The sequence below is a fragment of the Methyloversatilis sp. NSM2 genome (assembly GCF_038066675.1).
GTDB classification, from domain to species: Bacteria; Pseudomonadota; Gammaproteobacteria; order Burkholderiales; family Rhodocyclaceae; genus Methyloversatilis; species Methyloversatilis discipulorum_A.
The window spans coordinates 43,386-61,580 of record NZ_JBBUKV010000006.1 but is presented as its reverse complement, the minus strand read 5'-3'; the positions used below and the strand labels follow the sequence as shown (position 1 = coordinate 61,580).

22 protein-coding genes are annotated in these 18,195 nt (G+C 67.1%); all 22 read right to left on the bottom strand.

Annotation, left to right across the window (positions count from 1 at the left end; all coding sequences use genetic code 11):
* Window positions 1-67 precede the first annotated feature (67 nt).
* Entirely contained in the window at window positions 68-2,467 is a 2,400-nt protein-coding gene (locus WJU27_RS13870; protein WP_341422484.1) for a serine/threonine-protein kinase, read from the bottom strand.
* 30 nt (window positions 2,468-2,497) lie between these two features.
* Window positions 2,498-3,313: a hypothetical protein gene (locus tag WJU27_RS13865; RefSeq protein WP_296808294.1), complete on the bottom strand. Its 816-nt coding sequence runs from the start codon at window positions 3,311-3,313 to the stop codon at window positions 2,498-2,500.
* A 75-nt stretch (window positions 3,314-3,388) separates the two neighbouring features.
* Complete coding sequence (locus WJU27_RS13860) at window positions 3,389-4,078, bottom strand: hypothetical protein (protein WP_020163173.1); 690 nt, start codon at window positions 4,076-4,078, stop codon at window positions 3,389-3,391.
* A gap of 149 nt (window positions 4,079-4,227) precedes the next feature.
* On the bottom strand, window positions 4,228-4,551 hold the full coding sequence (locus WJU27_RS13855) for a PsiF family protein (protein ID WP_020163174.1): 324 nt from the start codon (window positions 4,549-4,551) through the stop codon (window positions 4,228-4,230).
* Between the two features lie 107 nt (window positions 4,552-4,658).
* Window positions 4,659-5,594: an HPr(Ser) kinase/phosphatase gene (gene hprK, locus WJU27_RS13850; protein ID WP_020163175.1), complete on the bottom strand. Its 936-nt coding sequence runs from the start codon at window positions 5,592-5,594 to the stop codon at window positions 4,659-4,661.
* Window positions 5,563-6,051, bottom strand: coding sequence for a PTS IIA-like nitrogen regulatory protein PtsN (gene ptsN, locus WJU27_RS13845; protein ID WP_020163176.1), 489 nt, complete (start codon window positions 6,049-6,051; stop codon window positions 5,563-5,565). The genes hprK and ptsN overlap by 32 nt, the downstream gene beginning before the upstream one ends.
* A 122-nt stretch (window positions 6,052-6,173) precedes the next feature.
* Entirely contained in the window at window positions 6,174-6,494 is a 321-nt protein-coding gene (gene hpf / locus WJU27_RS13840) for a ribosome hibernation-promoting factor, HPF/YfiA family (protein WP_019915577.1), read from the bottom strand.
* A gap of 63 nt (window positions 6,495-6,557) precedes the next feature.
* On the bottom strand, window positions 6,558-8,000 hold the full coding sequence (locus WJU27_RS13835; RefSeq protein ID WP_304013448.1) for an RNA polymerase factor sigma-54: 1,443 nt from the start codon (window positions 7,998-8,000) through the stop codon (window positions 6,558-6,560).
* A 20-nt stretch (window positions 8,001-8,020) separates the two neighbouring features.
* Window positions 8,021-8,761, bottom strand: a complete 741-nt coding sequence (lptB, locus tag WJU27_RS13830) for an LPS export ABC transporter ATP-binding protein (protein WP_341422482.1) — start codon at window positions 8,759-8,761, stop codon at window positions 8,021-8,023.
* On the bottom strand, window positions 8,754-9,197 hold the full coding sequence (recX, locus tag WJU27_RS13825) for a recombination regulator RecX (RefSeq protein ID WP_341422481.1): 444 nt from the start codon (window positions 9,195-9,197) through the stop codon (window positions 8,754-8,756). Before recX ends, lptB begins: the two co-directional genes overlap by 8 nt.
* Window positions 9,194-10,228, bottom strand: a complete 1,035-nt coding sequence (recA, locus tag WJU27_RS13820; protein WP_019915573.1) for a recombinase RecA — start codon at window positions 10,226-10,228, stop codon at window positions 9,194-9,196. The genes recX and recA overlap by 4 nt, the downstream gene beginning before the upstream one ends.
* Before the next feature lie 29 nt (window positions 10,229-10,257).
* Window positions 10,258-10,779: a CinA family protein gene (locus WJU27_RS13815; RefSeq protein ID WP_341422480.1), complete on the bottom strand. Its 522-nt coding sequence runs from the start codon at window positions 10,777-10,779 to the stop codon at window positions 10,258-10,260.
* Window positions 10,779-11,225 carry a phosphatidylglycerophosphatase A family protein gene (locus tag WJU27_RS13810; RefSeq protein WP_296810046.1) on the bottom strand — a complete coding sequence of 149 codons (447 nt, stop codon included), beginning with the start codon at window positions 11,223-11,225 and terminating at the stop codon, window positions 10,779-10,781. Before WJU27_RS13810 ends, WJU27_RS13815 begins: the two co-directional genes overlap by 1 nt.
* Before the next feature lie 69 nt (window positions 11,226-11,294).
* The gene (thiL, locus tag WJU27_RS13805) at window positions 11,295-12,251 is read right to left on the bottom strand and encodes a thiamine-phosphate kinase (protein WP_341422479.1); all 957 of its coding nucleotides are present in this window, start codon (window positions 12,249-12,251) and stop codon (window positions 11,295-11,297) included.
* A 72-nt stretch (window positions 12,252-12,323) separates the two neighbouring features.
* Window positions 12,324-12,791, bottom strand: a complete 468-nt coding sequence (nusB, locus tag WJU27_RS13800) for a transcription antitermination factor NusB (RefSeq protein WP_341422478.1) — start codon at window positions 12,789-12,791, stop codon at window positions 12,324-12,326.
* 2 nt (window positions 12,792-12,793) lie between these two features.
* The gene (ribH, locus tag WJU27_RS13795) at window positions 12,794-13,267 is read right to left on the bottom strand and encodes a 6,7-dimethyl-8-ribityllumazine synthase (protein ID WP_020163184.1); all 474 of its coding nucleotides are present in this window, start codon (window positions 13,265-13,267) and stop codon (window positions 12,794-12,796) included.
* A 20-nt stretch (window positions 13,268-13,287) separates the two neighbouring features.
* Complete coding sequence (ribBA, locus tag WJU27_RS13790; RefSeq protein ID WP_341422477.1) at window positions 13,288-14,376, bottom strand: bifunctional 3,4-dihydroxy-2-butanone-4-phosphate synthase/GTP cyclohydrolase II; 1,089 nt, start codon at window positions 14,374-14,376, stop codon at window positions 13,288-13,290.
* Window positions 14,377-14,381: 5 nt separating this feature from the next.
* Entirely contained in the window at window positions 14,382-14,984 is a 603-nt protein-coding gene (locus WJU27_RS13785) for a riboflavin synthase (RefSeq protein ID WP_341422476.1), read from the bottom strand.
* Window positions 14,985-15,025: 41 nt separating this feature from the next.
* Window positions 15,026-16,882 carry a protein-disulfide reductase DsbD gene (gene dsbD, locus WJU27_RS13780; RefSeq protein WP_341422475.1) on the bottom strand — a complete coding sequence of 619 codons (1,857 nt, stop codon included), beginning with the start codon at window positions 16,880-16,882 and terminating at the stop codon, window positions 15,026-15,028.
* A complete protein-coding gene (gene cutA / locus WJU27_RS13775; RefSeq protein WP_341422474.1) occupies window positions 16,879-17,214 on the bottom strand; it encodes a divalent-cation tolerance protein CutA in 336 nt (111 codons plus the stop codon). The genes dsbD and cutA overlap by 4 nt, the downstream gene beginning before the upstream one ends.
* Window positions 17,211-17,876 (bottom strand): alpha/beta hydrolase, encoded by a 666-nt coding sequence (locus WJU27_RS13770; protein WP_020163189.1) that lies wholly within the window; start codon window positions 17,874-17,876, stop codon window positions 17,211-17,213. The genes cutA and WJU27_RS13770 overlap by 4 nt, the downstream gene beginning before the upstream one ends.
* Window positions 17,876-18,184 carry a (2Fe-2S) ferredoxin domain-containing protein gene (locus tag WJU27_RS13765; protein WP_019915560.1) on the bottom strand — a complete coding sequence of 103 codons (309 nt, stop codon included), beginning with the start codon at window positions 18,182-18,184 and terminating at the stop codon, window positions 17,876-17,878. Before WJU27_RS13765 ends, WJU27_RS13770 begins: the two co-directional genes overlap by 1 nt.
* Window positions 18,185-18,195 lie beyond the last annotated feature (11 nt).

Here is an 18,195-nt window from a genome sequence, read left to right as displayed (position 1 = left end):
TAGTCCTTACTGGTACCTGAAGCGTGGTTCCGCGGTGGCCGCCGGCTGGCACGGCGGCCCGCGGCGGTCAGATGCTGATGCGCTTGCGCAGTTCGGGACTGTGCACGACCGCTTCACGCCGCGACGGCGCGGCTTCCATCAGTCCGGCCGGTGGCAGGGTCTGCAGCTTCGCCACCATGTCCGGCGCGGCGCAGGCCGGGTCGAAACTGAGCGTCACGGCGTCGGGCGTGCTCGACGCGACGCTGAGGCAGTTGCGGCCCAGCTTGCGCGACAGCGGCATCAGAATGCCGGCCTGCACGTTCTGGCTGGCGTCGGCGAGGCCGCCCGACATGTCGACCACGAACTCCGCACGCTCGCTGCCCAGCGACTTCACTTCGGTTGCCAGCACCGCACGCAGCGACGCGATTTCGCGCAGCAGCGAGCCGGCGACTTCCTCGCCCGGCAGGCCGGTAAGTTGCAGCGCCACCTTGCGGGCGGTGAAATGGAAATGGCTGAGGAAGAACTCGCGGCTGAACTGCTCGCCGACGCGCTTGCCGATGTCGGCCAGCGCCTTCTCTTCGGACGTCCAGCTGGTGCCTTCCGGCACCTCGGTGTTCAGATAGACCTCTTCACCGGACTTGCGGTCGGTGCAGCGCACCGTCCATGAGGTCAGCACGACCTTGTCGATCACCAGACCCGACGCCGCCAGCCTGACGCTCAGCCGCTTGAAGCGCACTTCGCCGTCGATCGCGAAGTCGGCGTTCTGGCCGGTGCCCGCCTCGTCGTTCCAGGTGCGGAAGCCGAAGCCCTGGATGTGCTGCTTCAATGTGTTCTCGGCCAGTTGCGAACGCAGCGGGGGGGCGGTCGGATCGCCGTCGGGCCAAAGCGAGGACACGGCGACTGCGATCTTCGGGTCGCCGTTGTTGCGGATGAAATCGACCCGTTCCTCCTGCGACATCTGGTTCAGCGACTTCTGCACCTGGCGTACGCGCACCGCGGCGCGCACTTCGCCGGACATCAGACCGTCCTTGCCCAGCTGCGCCGGACCTTCTTCCAGCACCGCCTGTATGAAGTCGCCGCTGCGGTCGAGCAGGCGCGACTGCAGCACGTCGTAGTGCGCATTGACCGACTTCGGGTCGACGAACAACGCAACCGCTTTTTCCAGTATCTGGCGGCGCGCGTCGTCGCGCATGGCCTGGTTCAGCGCGTTGCGATCATTGGCCAGCCTGGGGTCGCCGGGATCGGCCAGTCCGATGGCGCTGATGATGGCGACACCCGGATCCAGCGCTGCCGCCGGTGCCGGCGGCGGTGGCGCTACGGCGACGGGGGCCGTGTCGGCTGCGAGCGGCGCGGGTGCGGACGGGGTCGGCTCGGAGCCGCCACCGAGGTAGGTCCAGGCACCGCCGGCAATCAGCAGTGCGGCTACGCCGGCGGCGATGAGCATCGGATTGCGCTTTGCCGCGACTGGCGGCGTGGTTGCGGATGGCGTTTCGGCTGTCGTGCGTGCCGGTGCCGGGGCCGCCATGGGCTGAGGTGGCGGCGCGGGCTCGACCGCTGGCGGCGCCGGCATGCGGGCGGTCTGCAATGTCGCGTCCGGCGTCGCCGACAGCACGGTGGCGTCGCCGTCGTCCAGGCTCATGACGGTGGCGTCGTCGTCGGCAACCGGCGCCGACAGCGCCGCGTCGAGTGCGCGGCGGAATTCGGCGGCGCTCTGGAAGCGGTCCTCCGGCCGTTTGGCCATCGCCCGCTTGACCACCGCGTCGATGCGAGGCGACACATGGACGTTCAGCACCGACGGCCAGGGCGGGTCTTCCTTCAGCACCTTGTGCATGATGGTGGTGAGCGCGCCGGTGAAGGGCTTCTCGCCGGTCAGCAGCTGGTACAGCACGACGCCGGCCGAGAACAGGTCGCTGCGCCCGTCCACGGTCTGTCCCATGAACTGTTCGGGCGACATGTAGGACGGCGTGCCCATCACGGTGCCGGCCTGGGTCAGGTTCGACGATTCGATGCGAGCAACGCCGAAATCGGCCACCTTCACCGTTCCGTCGGCGAGCAGGATGATGTTGGCGGGCTTGATGTCGCGGTGGGTGACGCCATTGCGGTGGGCGTGCTCCAGCGCGTCGAGCAGCTGGTCCATCACGCGGCCGACCATCTGGAGCGGGATGCGCTCGTCGGAGTCGAAGGCGTCCTTCAGTTCGCGTCCCTGCACGAATTCCATCGCGATGAAGGCGGTACCGCCCGCTTCCTCGCCATACTCGTAGATGGCCACCACGTTCGGGTGGTTGAGCCGGCCTGCCGCCTGTGCCTCGCGCTTGAAGCGGGCGATCACCTCGTCCGCCTCGCTGCGTTCCAGCTGTTCGCGCTTGAGCGTCTTGATGGCGACCCGGCGATCGATCACCGGGTCACGCCCCTCATAGACGATGCCCATCGCGCCCTGGCCCAGTTCGCGCAGGATGTCGTACTTGCCCAGTCTGGCAGGAATGCTCACGAGGCGTGCTCCGGCAGCGTTGGCGGGGAATTACTTGTACTTGGCGTCGATTTCCCAGACCGACTTCTGCACCAGACGCTGCACCATGCCGTCGAGCGTGATGCCGCCTTCCTGGCTGCTGGACACGCCGAGGATGGAACTGCCCTTGGCGCCCACTTCCATCTTCTCTTCGGTATAGCCCTGCGCCAGCTGCTCGGTGGTGTTGGCGTCCATGATCTTGTAGCGCATGCCAATGATCCAGACGCCGGCGGCGGCACCGGTCTCGACCGAGCCGACCGCTTCGCCGGCGGCGTAGCTGCCGCGGCTGCCGCCGAGGATGCCGATGATGTTGCCGAGCGTGCGGCCGCTGACGCCTTCCTTCGCGGCGGCCACCTGCTCCGCCTTCAGGATGTCGAACTTGACCACGTACTTGGTCGTCTTGAACTTGCCCTTCTGCAGCATCTTGCGCGCCGAGCCGGGGTCGCCCATCGAGTAGGCGAGCTGGAACTCGTTCAGCAGCGGACCCATGTCCGAACGTTCGAGCACCTTGAAGTTGGCCTGCGACAGTTCCAGTTCGCCGAAATCGGCGATGTTGTTCGAGGCGAACTTCTGCGTGAACGTGGCGTTGTTGCTCTTGATCTCGCCCGGCACGACAACGACCGCGGGGCCCGGCTTGTTCTTGTTGCTGTATTCGACGGCCTTGTACATCGCCTTGTCGGCGCTTTCGTTGGCCTTCTGCGACACGCTGTCGCCGGCGGTCGGCGAAGCGCTTTCGAAAGTGGGCTGGGCGTACGCGAGCGGCAGCAGGCTGCCGACGGCGGCGGCGAATGCCGCGGATTTCAGTGCGCGATGCAAGGTGAAGTTCATGGAGGTCCCTTTCTCTGAAGATTGCTGGGACGCCTGCGCCCCGTTATGTGTCCGCGCGGTCGGGCCGCGCGGTGCCTATTTGCTTTTCTTCTTGCCGCCTGCGGGCGGATTGGCCGCGCAGTAGCCGCCGAGCAGTGTGCTGACGACGGCGTCGGCCTGCTCTTCGATCAGCGTGCCGGCCATGCCGAGCGTGTCGCTGCCGGAATACGATTCGGCTTTCGCGCTCGCCTCGGAAATCATCTTTCCGCCGGGGGTCATCAGTACGTACGCAATCGAAACATAGACCTCAGGAATGCGCAGCACCGGATTGATCGCCGAACGGGAGTCGATGGTGCCGCGCATCACCAGCTGCGCGCCCATCTTCTTCGACGCGGCCAGCGCCGCGTCCGGGTCGTTGCGGAAATAGGCGTCGACCTCGGCCTGCGCGATCTGCGCGCGGATTTCCTGCTGGGAATAGGTGCGGATGCCGTGCTTGAGCAGGCGTTTGTTGATCGAGTTGAAGTGCGGGCTGAAACGGGCCTGCTCGGCAGTGACCCCTTCGCCGGTCCGCTCGCCCATCACGATCATGATCTTCCGGCGCCGCAGTTCGTCGAGGCAGGCCGGCGGCAGCGACAGCACGTGCGCGGCAGCGGCGGCCCGGCTTTCCTCTGCCGCGGCGGCGTCCTTCTTCGCGTCCTCGGAGAAGCTGAAGGCAAGGGCGCCGGGGGCCACGATGGCGAGGACGGTGGCGAGCAGTGCGGGGCGCAGGAATCGGTCGGGCAACATCGGGCAGCTCCGACGTTCGAAGACGATCGACTATACCAAAAGGCTTTTGCCTGTCCGGCAGGCCCCGGGCGCCTTTCGGGGACGTCTTGTTGCATAGCGCACGAAAGCAGGTGCGACCCGCCACCAAGGGCGGGCCGATGCTGCCGGGTTCAGGTCTTCGAGCACTCGCTGATGAAGGTCTTGCGCTCGTCTCCCTTCAGCGATTTGGCGCTGGCTTCGGCGCGACACTGTTTCTTGCGCGCCGCAGCATCGTCGGATGCATCTGCAGTCCGTGTCGCCTCGCTCTTGCCGGACGACAGGCAGCTGCTCATGAAGGACTTGCGCTCGTCGCCCTTCAGCGACTTTTCCTTCGCCTCCTTGTTGCAGGCCCGCATCCTGTCCTGTTGCGGTCCGGCGACGGCGGCATGCGGGAAGGTGGCGAGCAGGGTGATGCTGACGAGTGTGCAGCTGAGCGTACGGCGGGTATTCGGCATGACTGAGCTCCTGGCTGTGCAGCATGAAATGACAATACCGACGGCAGCCCGGGCGAGCTGCCGTCGTGCATGTTATGCATATGTCATCGTCATGTACAGTCGCCGGGTCAGCCGTCCTCCCCACCCAGGGCGCGGCGCTGGCGTTCGACGAATTCGAGCGTCGAATCGATGCCGCGGAAACTCAGTATCGTGGTGCGCACGGCGGCCTCGACCAGCACCGCCAGGTTGCGGCCAGCGGCGACCGGAATGACCACCTTGCGTATCTTCACGCCGAGGATGTCCATCACCTCGTTGTCCAGCGGCATGCGCGTGGCTTCGGGCAGGCCGGTCACCTGCTTCTGCAGATGTACGACCAGTTGCAGCTTCATCTTGCGCCGACAGGCGGTTTCGCCGAATACGGTGCGGATGTTCAGTACGCCCAGCCCGCGCACTTCGAGGAAGTCCTTCAGCAGTTCCGGGCAGCGTCCTTCGAGCACATTGGGCGCGATGCGCGAAATGTCGACGCAATCGTCGGCCACCAGGCCGTGGCCGCGCGAAATCAGTTCCAGCGCCAGTTCGCTCTTGCCGACGCCGGAGTCACCGGTGATCAGCACACCCATGCCCAGCACGTCCATCGACACGCCGTGCAGCGTGGTCTGGTCCGCCAGCTCGCGCGCGAGATAGGCGCGCAGCTGGTCGATGACCGATGCGGCGCTGCGTTGCGTGGTCATCAGCGGGATGCCGCGACTGGCACAGCCGCTGCGGATGGCGGGCGGCGGATCGGCACCGTCGGCGACGATGAAGGCGGGCGGGCGGGCGTCGAGCAGGGTATCGACGATGTCCTCGACCTTGCGCGTCGATACGCTCTCCGCCCACAGGATTTCCGGCACGCCGACAACCTGTATGCGCCGGGTGTGGATGGTGTTCAGGTGTCCGACCAGGTCGGCCGGTGACAGACCGATCTGGTCGGCGACGATCAGCGTTTCACCGCTGCCGCACTGCCATTGCAGGCGCAGCCGGTCGCGATTGTCCTCAAACAGCCGCGCGACGCTGAGTTTCCGCATGCGCGGGCTGCCAGGCTGTGAACAGGGTATGGATGGCGGGTACGTCGGCGGCCTGCATCAGCTGTTCGCGGAATGCCTTGTCGGCAAACATCTGTGCCAGCTCGGACAGGATCTGCAGATGCAGTTCGGTCGCCTGCTCCGGGACCAGCAGCACGAACAGGAGATTGACCGGACGGCCGTCCGGCGCATCGAAAGCGACCGGGTTTTCCAGTCGCACGAAGCCGCCGATGGCTTCCTTCAGTCCCTTGATGCGGCCATGCGGAATGGCCACACCCTGGCCGAGGCCGGTCGAACCGAGCTTTTCGCGCGCGAACAGGCTGTCGAAGACCTGGCTGCGGGCGATGCCCTGGTTGTTTTCGAAAAGCAGGCCGGCTTGTTCGAACACACGCTTCTTGCTGCTGGCGTCGAGGCCGAGGCAGATGTTCGAAACGGGCAACAGCTTTGCGATAAGCGTCATGTCAGGGGCTACTCCGAACACGCGGCGGGCGCGGTACCGAGGTTAACGGTCGCCGCGCCGGAAAAGTTGATTGCACTGCAACAAGGCCGCGGATTATACGCCCCTGGCAGCGGGCAATCGTTTCATTCTGCCGCCTGGTGCTTCAGTGCCTCACGGGTGTGTTCGCCGGACTTCTCCTTGTGCTTCAGTACCTGGCGATCGAGCTTGTCGATCAGGTTGTCGAGCGTCGCGTACATGTCCTCGCTTTCGGCTTCCACGAAGATGTCCTTGCCGCGGACATGCAGCGTGACTTCCGCCTTCTGTCGCAGCTTTTCCACCGACAGGATGACGGAAACGCTGGTCACGTGGTCGAAATGGCGGATCACGCGGTCGAGTTTCGTTTCGACGTATTCGCGGATGGCCGGGGTGACTTCGAGGTGATGGCCGGTGATGGTGAGGTTCATGCTGCCTCCTTTCGTTACGGGACGAAAAATGCGTGGCGATCGGGTCGGTCGATGTGATCGGTCTCAGATCGCCTTGCGCACGCTGACCGGCGGGATGTTCAGGGACTCGCGGTACTTGGCGATGGTGCGCCGCGCAACGACGATGCCCTGCTGGCCCAGTATTTCCGCGATGCGCGAGTCCGACAGCGGACGCTTTGCATCCTCGGCGCCCACCAACTGGCGGATGAGCGCGCGGATCGCGGTGGCCGAACAGGCCCCGCCACTTTCGGTCGCCACATGGCTGCCGAAGAAATACTTCAGTTCGAACAGTCCGCGCGTCGTCGCCATGTACTTCTGCGAGGTGACACGCGAAATGGTGGATTCGTGCAATTCGAGCGTTTCGGCGATCTCGCGCAGCGTCAGCGGCCGCATCGCCACCTCGCCGAACTCGAAGAACTGGCGCTGCCGCTCGACGATGGCCTGCGACACGCGCAGGATGGTGTCGAAGCGCTGCTGCACGTTCTTGATCAGCCACTTGGCTTCCTGCAGCTGGCCGGACAGCCCGCTGCCGCGCTGACCCTGCAGGATTTCCGCGTACAGCCGGTTGATGCGCAGGCGCGGCATCGCGTCCGGGTTGAGCAGGGCCGTCCATTGGCCGCGCACCTTGCGCACCACCACGTCGGGCACGATGTAGCGCGCGTCGATCGGTGCGAACTGCGCGCCCGGGCGCGGGTTCAGCGAGCGGATCAGGGTCTGGGCGGCACGCAGCAGTTCCTCGTCGCAGCCGACGGCGCGACGGATCTTGGCGAAATCGCGCGCGGCCAGCAGGTCGATGTGCTGGTCGATGATGATGCGCGCAAGCCGCGACACCTCGTCTGTCGGCAACGCGTTGAGCTGAAGCAGCAGGCATTCGCGCGGATCGCGCGCGCCGACGCCGACCGGGTCGAAGTTCTGCAGCTGGCGCAGCGCGATCGACAGGTCGTCGAGATCGATGTCGGCCTCTTCCGGCAGCAGCTCGACCAGTTCGGTCAGCTCCTGGTTCAGGTAGCCGTCGTCGTCCAGCGCCTCGATCAGCAGGCGGATCAGGTAGCGGTCGCGCTCGCTCATCTGCGACAGCGCGAGCTGGCCGCACAGGTGGTCGCGCAGCGAGGTGCCGGCGGCCTGCACGTCCTGATAGTCGCCGTCCTCGTCGTCGCCGCCACTGCGCGAGCCGTAGCTGCCGCTTTCGCCGGACCAGTCGTCCATGTCGGCGCTGCTGGCGCTTTCCTGGGCGCGCTGCTCTTCCTGCTGGGCGTCCGCACTCTCCTGCGGCGTGCTTTCACGCGTCTCACCCATGCTGTCCTGCGGCGGCTGGTAATTCGCGACCGGCTCGCTGTCGTCGCGCTCGAGCATCGGGTTCTCGTCCAGGAAGCGTTCGATCTCCTGGTTGAACTCGATGGTCGACAGCTGCAGCAGCCGGATGGACTGCTGCAGTTGCGGCGTGAGCGCAAGATGCTGGGAAAGTTTGAGTTGCAGCGACTGCTTCATGGTGTGCAAATTTCGGCGGTCTAGAGGCGGAAGTGTTCGCCGAGATAGACCTTCCTGACGCTCTCGTTATACACGATTTCTTCCGGCCGGCCGCTCGCCAGTACCTCACCGGCGTTGATGATGTAGGCGCGATCGCAGATGCCCAGCGTCTCGCGCACATTGTGATCGGTGATCAGTACGCCGATGCCGCGCTCCTTCAGGAAACGGATGGTTTTCTGGATGTCGATGACGGCGATCGGGTCCACGCCGGCGAACGGTTCGTCGAGCAGGATGAAGCGTGGCGAGGTGGCCAGCGCGCGGGCGATTTCGACGCGGCGGCGCTCGCCGCCGGACAGCGCCGCGGCCGGGCTCTTGCGCAGGTGGCCGATGCCCAGCTCCTCCAGCAGTTCGTCCAGCCGGGCGGCACGCCGGGTCGCGTCCTTCTCGTTCAGCTCGAGGATGGCGAGGATGTTCTCCTCGACGTCCAGCTTGCGGAACACCGAATTTTCCTGCGGCAGGTAGGACAACCCTTCGTGCGCCCGCCGGTGGATGGGCAGATGCGTTAGGCGTTCGCCGTCGAGGTGGATTTCGCCGCCGTCGGCGCTGACCAGACCGACGATCATGTAGAAACAGGTGGTCTTGCCGGCGCCGTTCGGGCCCAGCAGACCGATTACCTCGCCACTGCCGACCTCGAAGGACACGTCCTTCACCACCGGGCGCGATTTGTACTTTTTGCGCAGCCGCTCGACCTTGAGCCGGCTGGCGGACCGGGTTTCACTCATCTTGTTCGGGTTGTTCGCGCAATACCTTGTGAATGCTATCGGCGGAAAAGCCGCGGGATTGCAGAAATCTTGCCTGTTTCGCCCAGCTTTTGGCATCCGACGGCCGGGCGTCGAACTTGCGTGCCCACACCGCGCGGGCGCGGGCGGTTTCGTCGTCGCCGACGGTGGCCAGCGCATCCGCCACGTCGGCATCGGCCACGCCGCGCTGCTTCAGGTCGTACTGCAGCCGGCGGGTGCCGAAGCGCGCCGCGCGGGACGATACGAACTGTCCGGCGAAACGGCTATCGGACAGCAGTCCGCATTCCTCGAAACGGACGAGCAGGGCGGCGATCTCGTCCTCGTCGCCGTCCTCGCGCAACTTACGCGCCAGTTCCGCCCGGCTGTGGTCGCGCCGCGCGAGCAGGCGCAAAGCCTTCTCGCGCAGCGCGGCGTTCACGCGGCGTCCGCCTTGCTGTCCGGCGCGATCACTGCCAGTTCGGGCATGCCGCAGGCAACGCGCACCTTGTTCTCGATCTCGCGGGCCATCGCCGGATTGGCGCGCAGGAATTCGCGCACATTGTCCTTGCCCTGGCCGATGCGGTCGCCGCTGTAGGAATACCAGGCGCCGGATTTCTCGACGAACTTGTGCAGCACGCCCAGTTCGATGATTTCGCCTTCGCGCGAGATGCCCTCGCCGTACAGGATGTCGAACTCGGCCTGCTTGAACGGCGGCGCCACCTTGTTCTTGACGACCTTGACGCGGGTTTCCGAGCCGACCACCTCTTCGCCCTTCTTGATCGCGCCGGTGCGGCGGATGTCCAGGCGGACCGAGGCGTAGAACTTCAGCGCGTTGCCGCCGGTGGTGGTTTCCGGGTTGCCGAACATGACGCCGATCTTCATCCGGATCTGGTTGATGAAGATGACCAGCGTGTTCGTGCGCTTGATGTTGGCGGTCAGCTTGCGCAGCGCCTGACTCATCAGGCGGGCCTGCAGGCCGGGCAGCGAATCACCCATCTCGCCTTCGATTTCGGCCTTCGGCGTCAGTGCGGCGACCGAGTCGATGACGATGATGTCCACGCCGCCCGAGCGCACCAGCATGTCGGCGATTTCCAGCGCCTGTTCGCCGGTGTCCGGCTGCGAAATGAGCAGGTCGTCGATGCGCACGCCCAGCTTGCCGGCGTACTGCACGTCGAGAGCGTGTTCGGCGTCGATGAAGGCCGCGGTGCCGCCGAGCTTCTGCATTTCGGCGATCACCTGCAGCGTCAGCGTGGTCTTGCCGGACGATTCCGGGCCGTAGATCTCGACCACGCGGCCGCGCGGCAGGCCGCCGATGCCGAGGGCGATGTCCAGCCCGAGCGAACCGGTCGAAACCGCCTGGATGTCGTTTTCGAGCTGGCCGTCGCTCATGCGCATGATCGAGCCCTTGCCGAACTGCTTCTCGATCTGCGCGAGCGCTGCGGCGAGCGCCTTGGCCTTGCTGTCGTCCATGCTGAATCCTTTCCTGGGTATGCGGTCGATTATGGCACAGTTCTTGCCACAGGGTCTTTTGGCGTGCCTCCCAGCAAAGCCAGGAGCACGGCCAGTGTATGACATGCGGATTGACGGCGGACCGCTTCGCGGTCGCCGTCGAAATGCAGGGTTTCGCTGCGGCTGCGGCCGTCGGCCAGCGACCAGCCGAAGCAGACGGTGCCCACCGGCTTGCCCGGTACCGCGCCGCCGGGGCCGGCGATGCCGGTGATCGACAGTGCGACCGTGGCGTCCGAATGCGCCAGCGCGCCGCGCGCCATCGCCAGCGCCACCGCTTCGCTGACGGCGCCGTGCGCCTTCAGCGTGGCTTCGGGCACGCCCAGCATGCGCTGCTTGGCGGCGTTCGAGTAGGTGACGAAACCGCAGTCGAACCAGGCCGAACTGCCGGCGGTGGCGGTGACGATCTCCGCCACCCAGCCGCCGGTGCACGATTCGGCGGTGGCCAGCACGGCGCCGGCCGCTTTCAATGCGGCGCCCACCTCGACCGACAGGGTCTGCAGATCGGCGTCCATCAGAAGAAGCGCACGACCAGCAGGTGCAGCGCCGCGATCGACGCCGCCGCGAATAGTGCGGCGATGGCGTCGTCCAGCATGACGCCGAAGCCGTTCTTCATGTTTACGTCCACCCAGCGCGCCGGTGGCGGCTTGAAGATGTCGAAGAAGCGGAACGCGAAGAAGGCGGCCAGCTGCCACCAGAAATCGACCGGCGTCACCCACAGCACCAGCCAGAAGGCGACGATTTCGTCCCACACGATGGCGCCGTGGTCGGCCACGCCGAGCGCGCGACCGGTGCGCTGGCAGCAGGCGCTGCCGAGCGCGAAGGCGATCAGCAGGAACAGCGCGAAGGCGCCGTCGGAAAACGAGGGCTTGATCAGCAGGTAGAGCGGCCAGGCGGCCAGCGTGCCCCAGGTGCCGGAGGCGAAGGGGATCAGGCCGCTGCCGAAGCCGCAGGCCAGCATGTGGGCCGGGTGGACGAGGAAGCCGGGTCCGGGATAGGGCGCTCTGGTTTTCATGACTCAGGCGAAATTTCAGGCGAAATGGTCGTAACCGCGTCTGCCGACCGGCAGTTCCGCGCCGGCGGCGTCGACCAGGTGCACGCCGTCGCCGGACTGCATCGCGCCGATGCGGGTGAGGGGCAGAGCCAGCCGGGCCGACAGCGCGGCGAGCGCGTCGTCGGCCTCGGGTGGTGCGCAGAACAGCAGTTCGTAATCGTCGCCGCCAGCCAGCAGCGCGTCGCGCGCCGCCGCACCGTCGGTGCAGGCGGCGTGCAGTGCCGCCCAGGGCAGCGCCGCGTCGTCGACCACGGCGCCCAGACCGCTGGCACGGGCGATGTGGCCAAGATCGGCCAGCAAGCCGTCGGACACATCGATCATCGCCGTCGCCAGGCCCTGCAATGCGGCGCCGAGCGCGACGCGCGGCTGCGGCTGTTCCAGCGCCGCGACGCAGTCGTCGTGTGCACTGCCGTGCAGCCGGACCTTGCCCAGCAGGTCGGCCAGGCCGAGCGCGGCGCGACCGGGCTGGCCGGACACCCAGATGCCGTCGCCGACGCGTGCGCCGCCGCGGCGTATCGCGCGGCCAGCCGCGATCTCGCCGAAGGCGGTCACGCACAGGTTGAGCGGGCCGCGCGTCGTGTCGCCGCCGATCAGATCTACGCCGAAGGTGTCGGCACAGTCGAAGAAGCCGGCGGCGAAGGCGGCCAGCCAGTCGTGATCGACCTGCGGCAGCGACAGCGCCAGCGTGACCCAGCGCGGCACGGCACCCATCGCGGCGACGTCGGACAGATTTACCGCCAGCGCCTTCCAGCCGAGGCGTCGCGGATCGGTGTCCGGCAGGAAGTGGGTGCCGGCGACCAGCATGTCGCTGGTGATCGCCAGTTCGTGGCCGGGCGACGGACGGATGAGCGCGCAGTCGTCGCCCGGGCCGAGCGAAGTGGTACGCATCGGTCGCACGAAGTGGCGGCGGATCAGGTCGAACTCGGGCGTCATCCGGCGTCGGTACTCATGCAGGAAGTGCCATGCACGCCGTGTGCATATATATATGCAGCGTGCGGACGGCGCTCAGCCGCGCGGACGGTTGCGGGCGGCCTCGACCTCGACCGCGCGCAGCTGCGGCGCCAGCTTGTCGAGCACGCCGTTGACGAACTTGTGGCCGTCGGCGCCGCCGAATTCCTTGGTCAGCTCGATCGCCTCGTTGATCACGACGCGGTAGGGCGTCTCGATCATGTTGGCCAGTTCGAAGGTGGCCACCAGCAGGATGGCGTGCTCGACCGGTGACAGCTCCTCCACCTTGCGGTCGAGGTGGGTTCCGAACTGCGCGCGCAGCGCCTCTGCGTTGTCCAGCGCGCCTTTCAGCAGCGTGCGGAAGAGCTTGTGGTCGACCTTGGAGAAGCCGGGATCCTCGCTCAGGTGAGCGATGATGTCCGCCGCCTCGTTGCCCGACAGCAGCGACTGGTAAATGCCCTGCACCGCATATTCACGGGCGAGGCGGCGGCTGGATTTGCGCGGGGCTTCGGGCTTGGCGTCCATGTTCAATCCGTCAGTCTGGCGAGCAGGCGCGCCATTTCGACCGCGGCGCGACCGCAGTCGGCGCCCTTCTCGTGCATGCGGGCGATGGCCTGGTCGTCGTCCTCGGTGGTCAGCACGCCATTGGCGATCGGTACGCCGGTCTTCAGCTGGATGTCGGCCACGCCGCGCGCCATTTCATTCGACACGATCTCGAAGTGGTAGGTCTCACCGCGGATGACCGCGCCGAGCGCGACCAGTGCGTCGTACTTGCCGGACAGCGCCAGGCGCTGCAGCGTCAGCGGCAGTTCGAGCGCACCGGGCACGGTGACGATCAGCGTGTCGGCCGGTGCCACGCCAAGCTTGCGCAGTTCGGCGCAGCAGGCCGACAGCAGGCCGTTGCCGATGTCCGGATTGAAGCGGGCCATCGCGATGGCGACGCGCAGACCTTTGCCGTCGAGGTTTTCCTCGATTTCAGGGATGTCGTTGAAGCGGGGCATGGATATCTCGATCGAATTGTTCAGTCTTGCAGGTAGCCGGTCAGTTCGAGGTCGAAGCCGGCCATGCTCGGAATCTTGCGCGGGCTGGCGAGCAGCCGCATCTTGCGCACGTTCAGCGTACGCAGGATCTGCGCGCCGACGCCGAAGGTGCGGGCGTCCCAGCGGGCCGCCGGTGCGTCGGCAGGGTCGATCAGCAGCGCGCGCATGCTGGCGTCGGTTTCGGTCCGGCGCAGCATGACGATGACGCCGCTGCCGGCGTCGTTGATGATCTGCATCGCGCGGTCGATGCTGAAACTGTGGCGCGGATTGTCGGCGTCGAGGAAGTCGAGCACCGAAATCGGCTCATGCACGCGCACCAGCGTTTCGGTATCCGGGTCGATCTCGCCCTTCACCATCGCCAGGTGGATTTCGCCGGTGGTGGTGTCCTCGAAGCCATGCAGCGTGAACTGGCCGTAGGCGCTGTGCACCTCGCGCTTCGACACCTCGCGCACCAGCGCCTCGGTGGCGGCACGGTAGGCGATCAGGTCACGGATGGCGCCGATCTTAAGGCCGTGTTCCTTGGCGAACTCGATCAGGTCCGGCAGGCGCGCCATCGTGCCGTCGTCCTTCAGGATTTCGCAGATCACCGCCGCCGGCTCCAGGCCAGCCAGCTGGGCGAGGTCACAACCGGCTTCGGTGTGACCGGCGCGGATCAGCACGCCGCCCTTCTGCGCGGTCAGCGGGAAGATGTGGCCGGGCATCACGATGTCGTCCGGCTTAGCGTTGCGTGCCACCGCCACCTGGATGGTGCGCGCGCGGTCGTGCGCCGAAATGCCGGTGGTCACGCCGGTGGCCGCCTCGATCGACGCGGTGAAGGCGGTGCCGTGCGGCGTGCGGTTGTGGCGCACCATCTGTTCCAGCCCGAGCTGGCGGCAGCGCTCGTCGGTCAGCGTCAGGCAGACCAGGCCGCGGCAATGCTTCACCATGAAATTGATCGCTTCGGGCGTCACGAATTCGGCGGCCAGCACCACGTCGCCCTCGTTTTCGCGGTCTTCCTCGTCAACAAGGATGACCATGCGGCCGGCCTTGATGTCGGCGATGATGTCCTTGACCGGCGCCAGTGCGCTCATCTGTATCAGTCCTCTGCAGCCATCACGCGCTCCGCGTAGCGGGCGATGAGGTCGATTTCAAGATTGACCCGGCTGCCTGCCTTCAGGCTGCCGAGCGTGGTGACCTGTACCGTGTGCGGAATCAGGTTGATCGAAAATTCGCAGCCATCCTCGACGTCGGCCACGCGATTCACGGTGAGGCTGACGCCCTGCACCGTGATCGAGCCCTTGCGCGCGATGTAGCGGGCCAGCGGCTTGGGCGCGACGATGACCAGTTCGTGCGATTCGCCGACGCGTTCGAAGCTGCGCACCGTGCCTACGCCGTCGACGTGGCCGCTGACCAGATGGCCACCCAGCCGGTCGGACAGGCGCAGCGCCTTTTCCAGGTTCACCTCGCCGGGTGCGTCGAGGCCGGCGGTGCAGTTCAGCGTTTCCTTCGATACGTCGAACTGCGCGTTGCGGCCGTCGAGGCCGATCACCGTCAGGCAGACGCCGTTGTGCGCGATCGAGTCGCCGAGCGCGACGTCGTCCAGGCCGAGACCGGCGGTGTCCACGGTCAGACGGACGCCCTGTTCGAGCGGATCAATGCGGGTGATGCGGCCGACGGCGGCCACGATGCCGGAAAACATGGGGAAGGGTGCGCAGCGGAAAGATGCGCGATTTTACGCGATCAGCGCGCGCTGCTGGCAGCGATTACGCGATCGAGGCTGGCGGCGAAGGCCTCGGCCGGCACGAAACCGACCGTGCGCGCGCTGTCGATCTCGCGTCCGCCCGGGCCGAAGAACAGGATGCCCGGCGGTCCGAACAGGCCGAAACGCTTCAGCAGCGCCTGATGCTCGGCGTCGTTCGCGGTCACGTCGGCCTTCAGCAGCGTGAAACCGGCCAGTCGTGCAGTCACCTGTGGATCGGCGAAGGTGAAGCGCTCCATCTCCTTGCAGCTGACGCACCAGTCGGCGTAGAAGTCGAGCATGACCGGGCGCGTGGCGGCGCTCAACCGGGCATCCAGTTCAGCCACGCTGCGCACCGGTTCGAACACCGGTTTCGCCTCGGCCGCCGCCGCACCGCCACGCAGCACCGACAGCGGCTGCAACGGGTCGCGCGAGCCGGCCGCGGCACCGATGAGGATGCTGGCACCAGCCAGTAGCGCGATCACGCCAACGCCCTTCCACAGCTTGTGCCAGCCCTTGGCGTGCGCCGGCAGCGGGTCGAGCGCATGCAGGTAGATGCTGCTGGCGATCAGCAGCGCCGCCCAGGCCAGCATCACCAACAAGGCGGGCAGTACCGGCTGTGCGATCCAGATCGCGGTTGCCAGCAGCAGCACGCCGAAGAAGCGCTTGACGCCCTCCATCCACGGGCCGGTGTGCGGCAGCAGCGAGCGCGACGCCACGCCGACCGCGATCAGCGGGGCGCCCATGCCCAGCGCCAGCGCGAACAGCGCCAGGCCGCCGAGCGCAGCGTCGCCGGTCTGCGCGATGTAGAGCAGCGCGCCGGCCAGCGGCGCGGCGACGCAGGGGCCGACGATGAGCGCCGACAACGCGCCCATCGCGACAATGCCGCCGTAGGAGCCGCGCCGGTGGTTGGCCGTGTCGGACAGGCGCGACTGCAGCGCGGTCGGCAGCTGCAGTTCGTAGAAGCCGAACATCGACAATGCGAGCACGACGAACAGCAGCGCAAAGCCGCCCAGCACCCAGGCGTTCTGCAGCACCGCCGACAGCAGCGTGCCGGACAGCCCGGCGGCCACGCCGGCGACGGCGTAGGTCACCGCCATGCCCAGCACGTAGGCGAGCGACAGCGCGAGCGCACGGCCGCGCGAGATGTGCGCACCGTGGCCGACGATGATGCCGGACAGGATGGGCACCATGGGCAGCACGCAGGGCGTGAAGCTCAATGCCAGGCCGAAGCCGAAGAAGGCGACGGCGACCAGCCACAGATTGCCGCCGCGCAGCAGGCCGGCGGCGAGGGAGCCGTCGTCGGCCGGGGCGGCGCTGGCGACCGGCGCCTCCACCAGCGCCGACGCTTCGCTACTCATCGCGCGGCCGCGCAGCCGGTCCAGCAGGCCGCCGCCCGCATTGTCGCCATCGAGGCCGACCGGCCACACGCGTACGCCGGGCTGTGCCGGGTCGAGCAGCACCGTCTGTTCGCTCGGCGGATAGCACACGCCGGCGTCGGCGCAGCCCTGCGACGCCACCTTTAGTGTCACCGTCTCGCCGCTGGCGCTCAGCGGCAGACGGATCGACAGCTGGCCGCGATGCACCTCGACGTCGCCGAAGATTTCGTCCTTCTTCATCTTGCCCGGCGGGATGTCCGGCGTGCCGAGTGCCGCCTGTTCGGCGGCGAAACCCAGCTTGTCGCGGTACAGGTAATAGCCGTCGGCGATGTCGAAGCGCACTTCGATGGTGTTGCGGTCCACCACCTGGGCCGACAGGCGGAAAGCCTGTTCCAGCGGCAGCAGTTCGGGTTCGGCGCGCACGGGTGCTGTGGCCAGCAGCGCCAGCCAGGCCAGCGCGGCAATGAGGATGCGGATCATCGGCTTTCCGGGTGCTTGGTCGTCATGTCGCCCACCCACTGCAGATAGGCCGGCAGACCGCGGTCCACCGGCAGCGCAATGATTTCGGGCAGGTCGTAGGGGTGCAGCGCACGCAGCGCGGATTCGAGTGCGTCGTAGGCGGCGACGGTGGTCTTGATCGCCAGCGGCACCTCGTCCGCCTCCTCGATCGCGCCCTGCCACGTGTAGATGGACCGGACCGGCGCACCGATGCTGACGCAGGCGGCGTGTCCGCTCTCGACCAGCGATCGCGCGATGTCTTGCGCGGTCGCGGCGTCCGGCAGCGTGGTCAGCACCAGCAGCACGTCGGTCATTGCCCGGCTGGCGTGGTGGCACGCCACCAGCGTTCGATCAGCACGCGCAGCACGTGCAGCTTGCCGTGGAAGAAGTGGCCGCTGTCGCCGAGCACCGCGACCGGCAGGTTCTGCGGCGCCGCCCAGGCCAGCACATTGGCCAGCGGCACGACCTGGTCGCGCTCGCCGTGGATCACCAGCGCGTCGTCGCGCACCGGGCCTGGCTCGTAGTGACGGATGCCCTCGACGCTGCCGGCGGCCAGGCCGACCAGCACCATGCCGGCCACCGGGCGGCCGTTCTCGGCCAGGCGGTCGGCGACGCGGGTGGCGACGAAGGCGCCGAAGGAGAAGCCGGCGACGATGACCGGCAGGTCGCCGTATGCATTAAGGCCGTGTTCGATCACCGCCAGCTGGTCGTCTGTTTCGCCGCGGCCTTCGTCGTGCGTGCCTTCGGTCGCGCCGACGCCGCGGAACTGCGAACGCAGCGTGACGCAGCCCAGTTCGCGCAGCGCCCGCGCGACGGTCACCACCACCTTGTTTTCCATGGTGCCGCCGAACAGCGGGTGCGGGTGGCCGATCAGCGCCAGTGCGCGCGGCGCGTGGTCCGGTCGCTCGGCCAGCACCTCGATGCCGCCGACCGGGCCGGCGATCACCGTCCGTTCGGACTGGATGCGCGTATTCATCAGACTTTCAGCCGTTCGACGACGCGGCCGTGTACCAGGTGCTCGTCGATGATTTCGTCGATGTCCTCGCGGTCCACATAGGTGTACCAGACCGCCTCCGGGTAGATCACCATGACCGGGCCTTCGCCGCAACGGTCCAGGCAGCCGGCCATGTTCACCCGGGTCTTGCCCTCGCCGGACAGGCCCAGTGCCTTGACGCGCTGTTTCGCGTAGTCGCGCAGCGCGGCGGCGCCCAGCGCGGCACAGCACTGTTCGCCCTCGGCGCGCTGGTTGCAGCAGAAGAATACGTGGTGCTTGAAGTGGCTCATGCGAAGCTCGG

What these genes read in the sequence shown, in the direction of transcription:
- WJU27_RS13865 (WP_296808294.1), bottom strand. Translation starts at nt 3,313, where the DNA reads ATGAACTTCACCTTGCATCGCGCACTGAAATCCGCGGCATTCGCCGCC.
- WJU27_RS13860 (WP_020163173.1), bottom strand. Translation starts at nt 4,078, where the DNA reads ATGTTGCCCGACCGATTCCTGCGCCCCGCACTGCTCGCCACCGTCCTC.
- WJU27_RS13855 (WP_020163174.1), bottom strand. Translation starts at nt 4,551, where the DNA reads ATGCCGAATACCCGCCGTACGCTCAGCTGCACACTCGTCAGCATCACC.
- hprK (WP_020163175.1), bottom strand. Translation starts at nt 5,594, where the DNA reads ATGCGGAAACTCAGCGTCGCGCGGCTGTTTGAGGACAATCGCGACCGG.
- ptsN (WP_020163176.1), bottom strand. Translation starts at nt 6,051, where the DNA reads ATGACGCTTATCGCAAAGCTGTTGCCCGTTTCGAACATCTGCCTCGGC.
- hpf (WP_019915577.1), bottom strand. Translation starts at nt 6,494, where the DNA reads ATGAACCTCACCATCACCGGCCATCACCTCGAAGTCACCCCGGCCATC.
- WJU27_RS13835 (WP_304013448.1), bottom strand. Translation starts at nt 8,000, where the DNA reads ATGAAGCAGTCGCTGCAACTCAAACTTTCCCAGCATCTTGCGCTCACG.
- lptB (WP_341422482.1), bottom strand. Translation starts at nt 8,761, where the DNA reads ATGAGTGAAACCCGGTCCGCCAGCCGGCTCAAGGTCGAGCGGCTGCGC.
- recA (WP_019915573.1), bottom strand. Translation starts at nt 10,228, where the DNA reads ATGGACGACAGCAAGGCCAAGGCGCTCGCCGCAGCGCTCGCGCAGATC.
- WJU27_RS13815 (WP_341422480.1), bottom strand. Translation starts at nt 10,779, where the DNA reads ATGGACGCCGATCTGCAGACCCTGTCGGTCGAGGTGGGCGCCGCATTG.
- WJU27_RS13810 (WP_296810046.1), bottom strand. Translation starts at nt 11,225, where the DNA reads ATGCTGGCCTGCGGCTTCGGCAGCGGCCTGATCCCCTTCGCCTCCGGC.
- thiL (WP_341422479.1), bottom strand. Translation starts at nt 12,251, where the DNA reads ATGACGCCCGAGTTCGACCTGATCCGCCGCCACTTCGTGCGACCGATG.
- nusB (WP_341422478.1), bottom strand. Translation starts at nt 12,791, where the DNA reads ATGGACGCCAAGCCCGAAGCCCCGCGCAAATCCAGCCGCCGCCTCGCC.
- ribH (WP_020163184.1), bottom strand. Translation starts at nt 13,267, where the DNA reads ATGCCCCGCTTCAACGACATCCCTGAAATCGAGGAAAACCTCGACGGC.
- ribBA (WP_341422477.1), bottom strand. Translation starts at nt 14,376, where the DNA reads ATGAGCGCACTGGCGCCGGTCAAGGACATCATCGCCGACATCAAGGCC.
- WJU27_RS13785 (WP_341422476.1), bottom strand. Translation starts at nt 14,984, where the DNA reads ATGTTTTCCGGCATCGTGGCCGCCGTCGGCCGCATCACCCGCATTGAT.
- dsbD (WP_341422475.1), bottom strand. Translation starts at nt 16,882, where the DNA reads ATGATCCGCATCCTCATTGCCGCGCTGGCCTGGCTGGCGCTGCTGGCC.
- cutA (WP_341422474.1), bottom strand. Translation starts at nt 17,214, where the DNA reads ATGACCGACGTGCTGCTGGTGCTGACCACGCTGCCGGACGCCGCGACC.
- WJU27_RS13770 (WP_020163189.1), bottom strand. Translation starts at nt 17,876, where the DNA reads ATGAATACGCGCATCCAGTCCGAACGGACGGTGATCGCCGGCCCGGTC.
- WJU27_RS13765 (WP_019915560.1), bottom strand. Translation starts at nt 18,184, where the DNA reads ATGAGCCACTTCAAGCACCACGTATTCTTCTGCTGCAACCAGCGCGCC.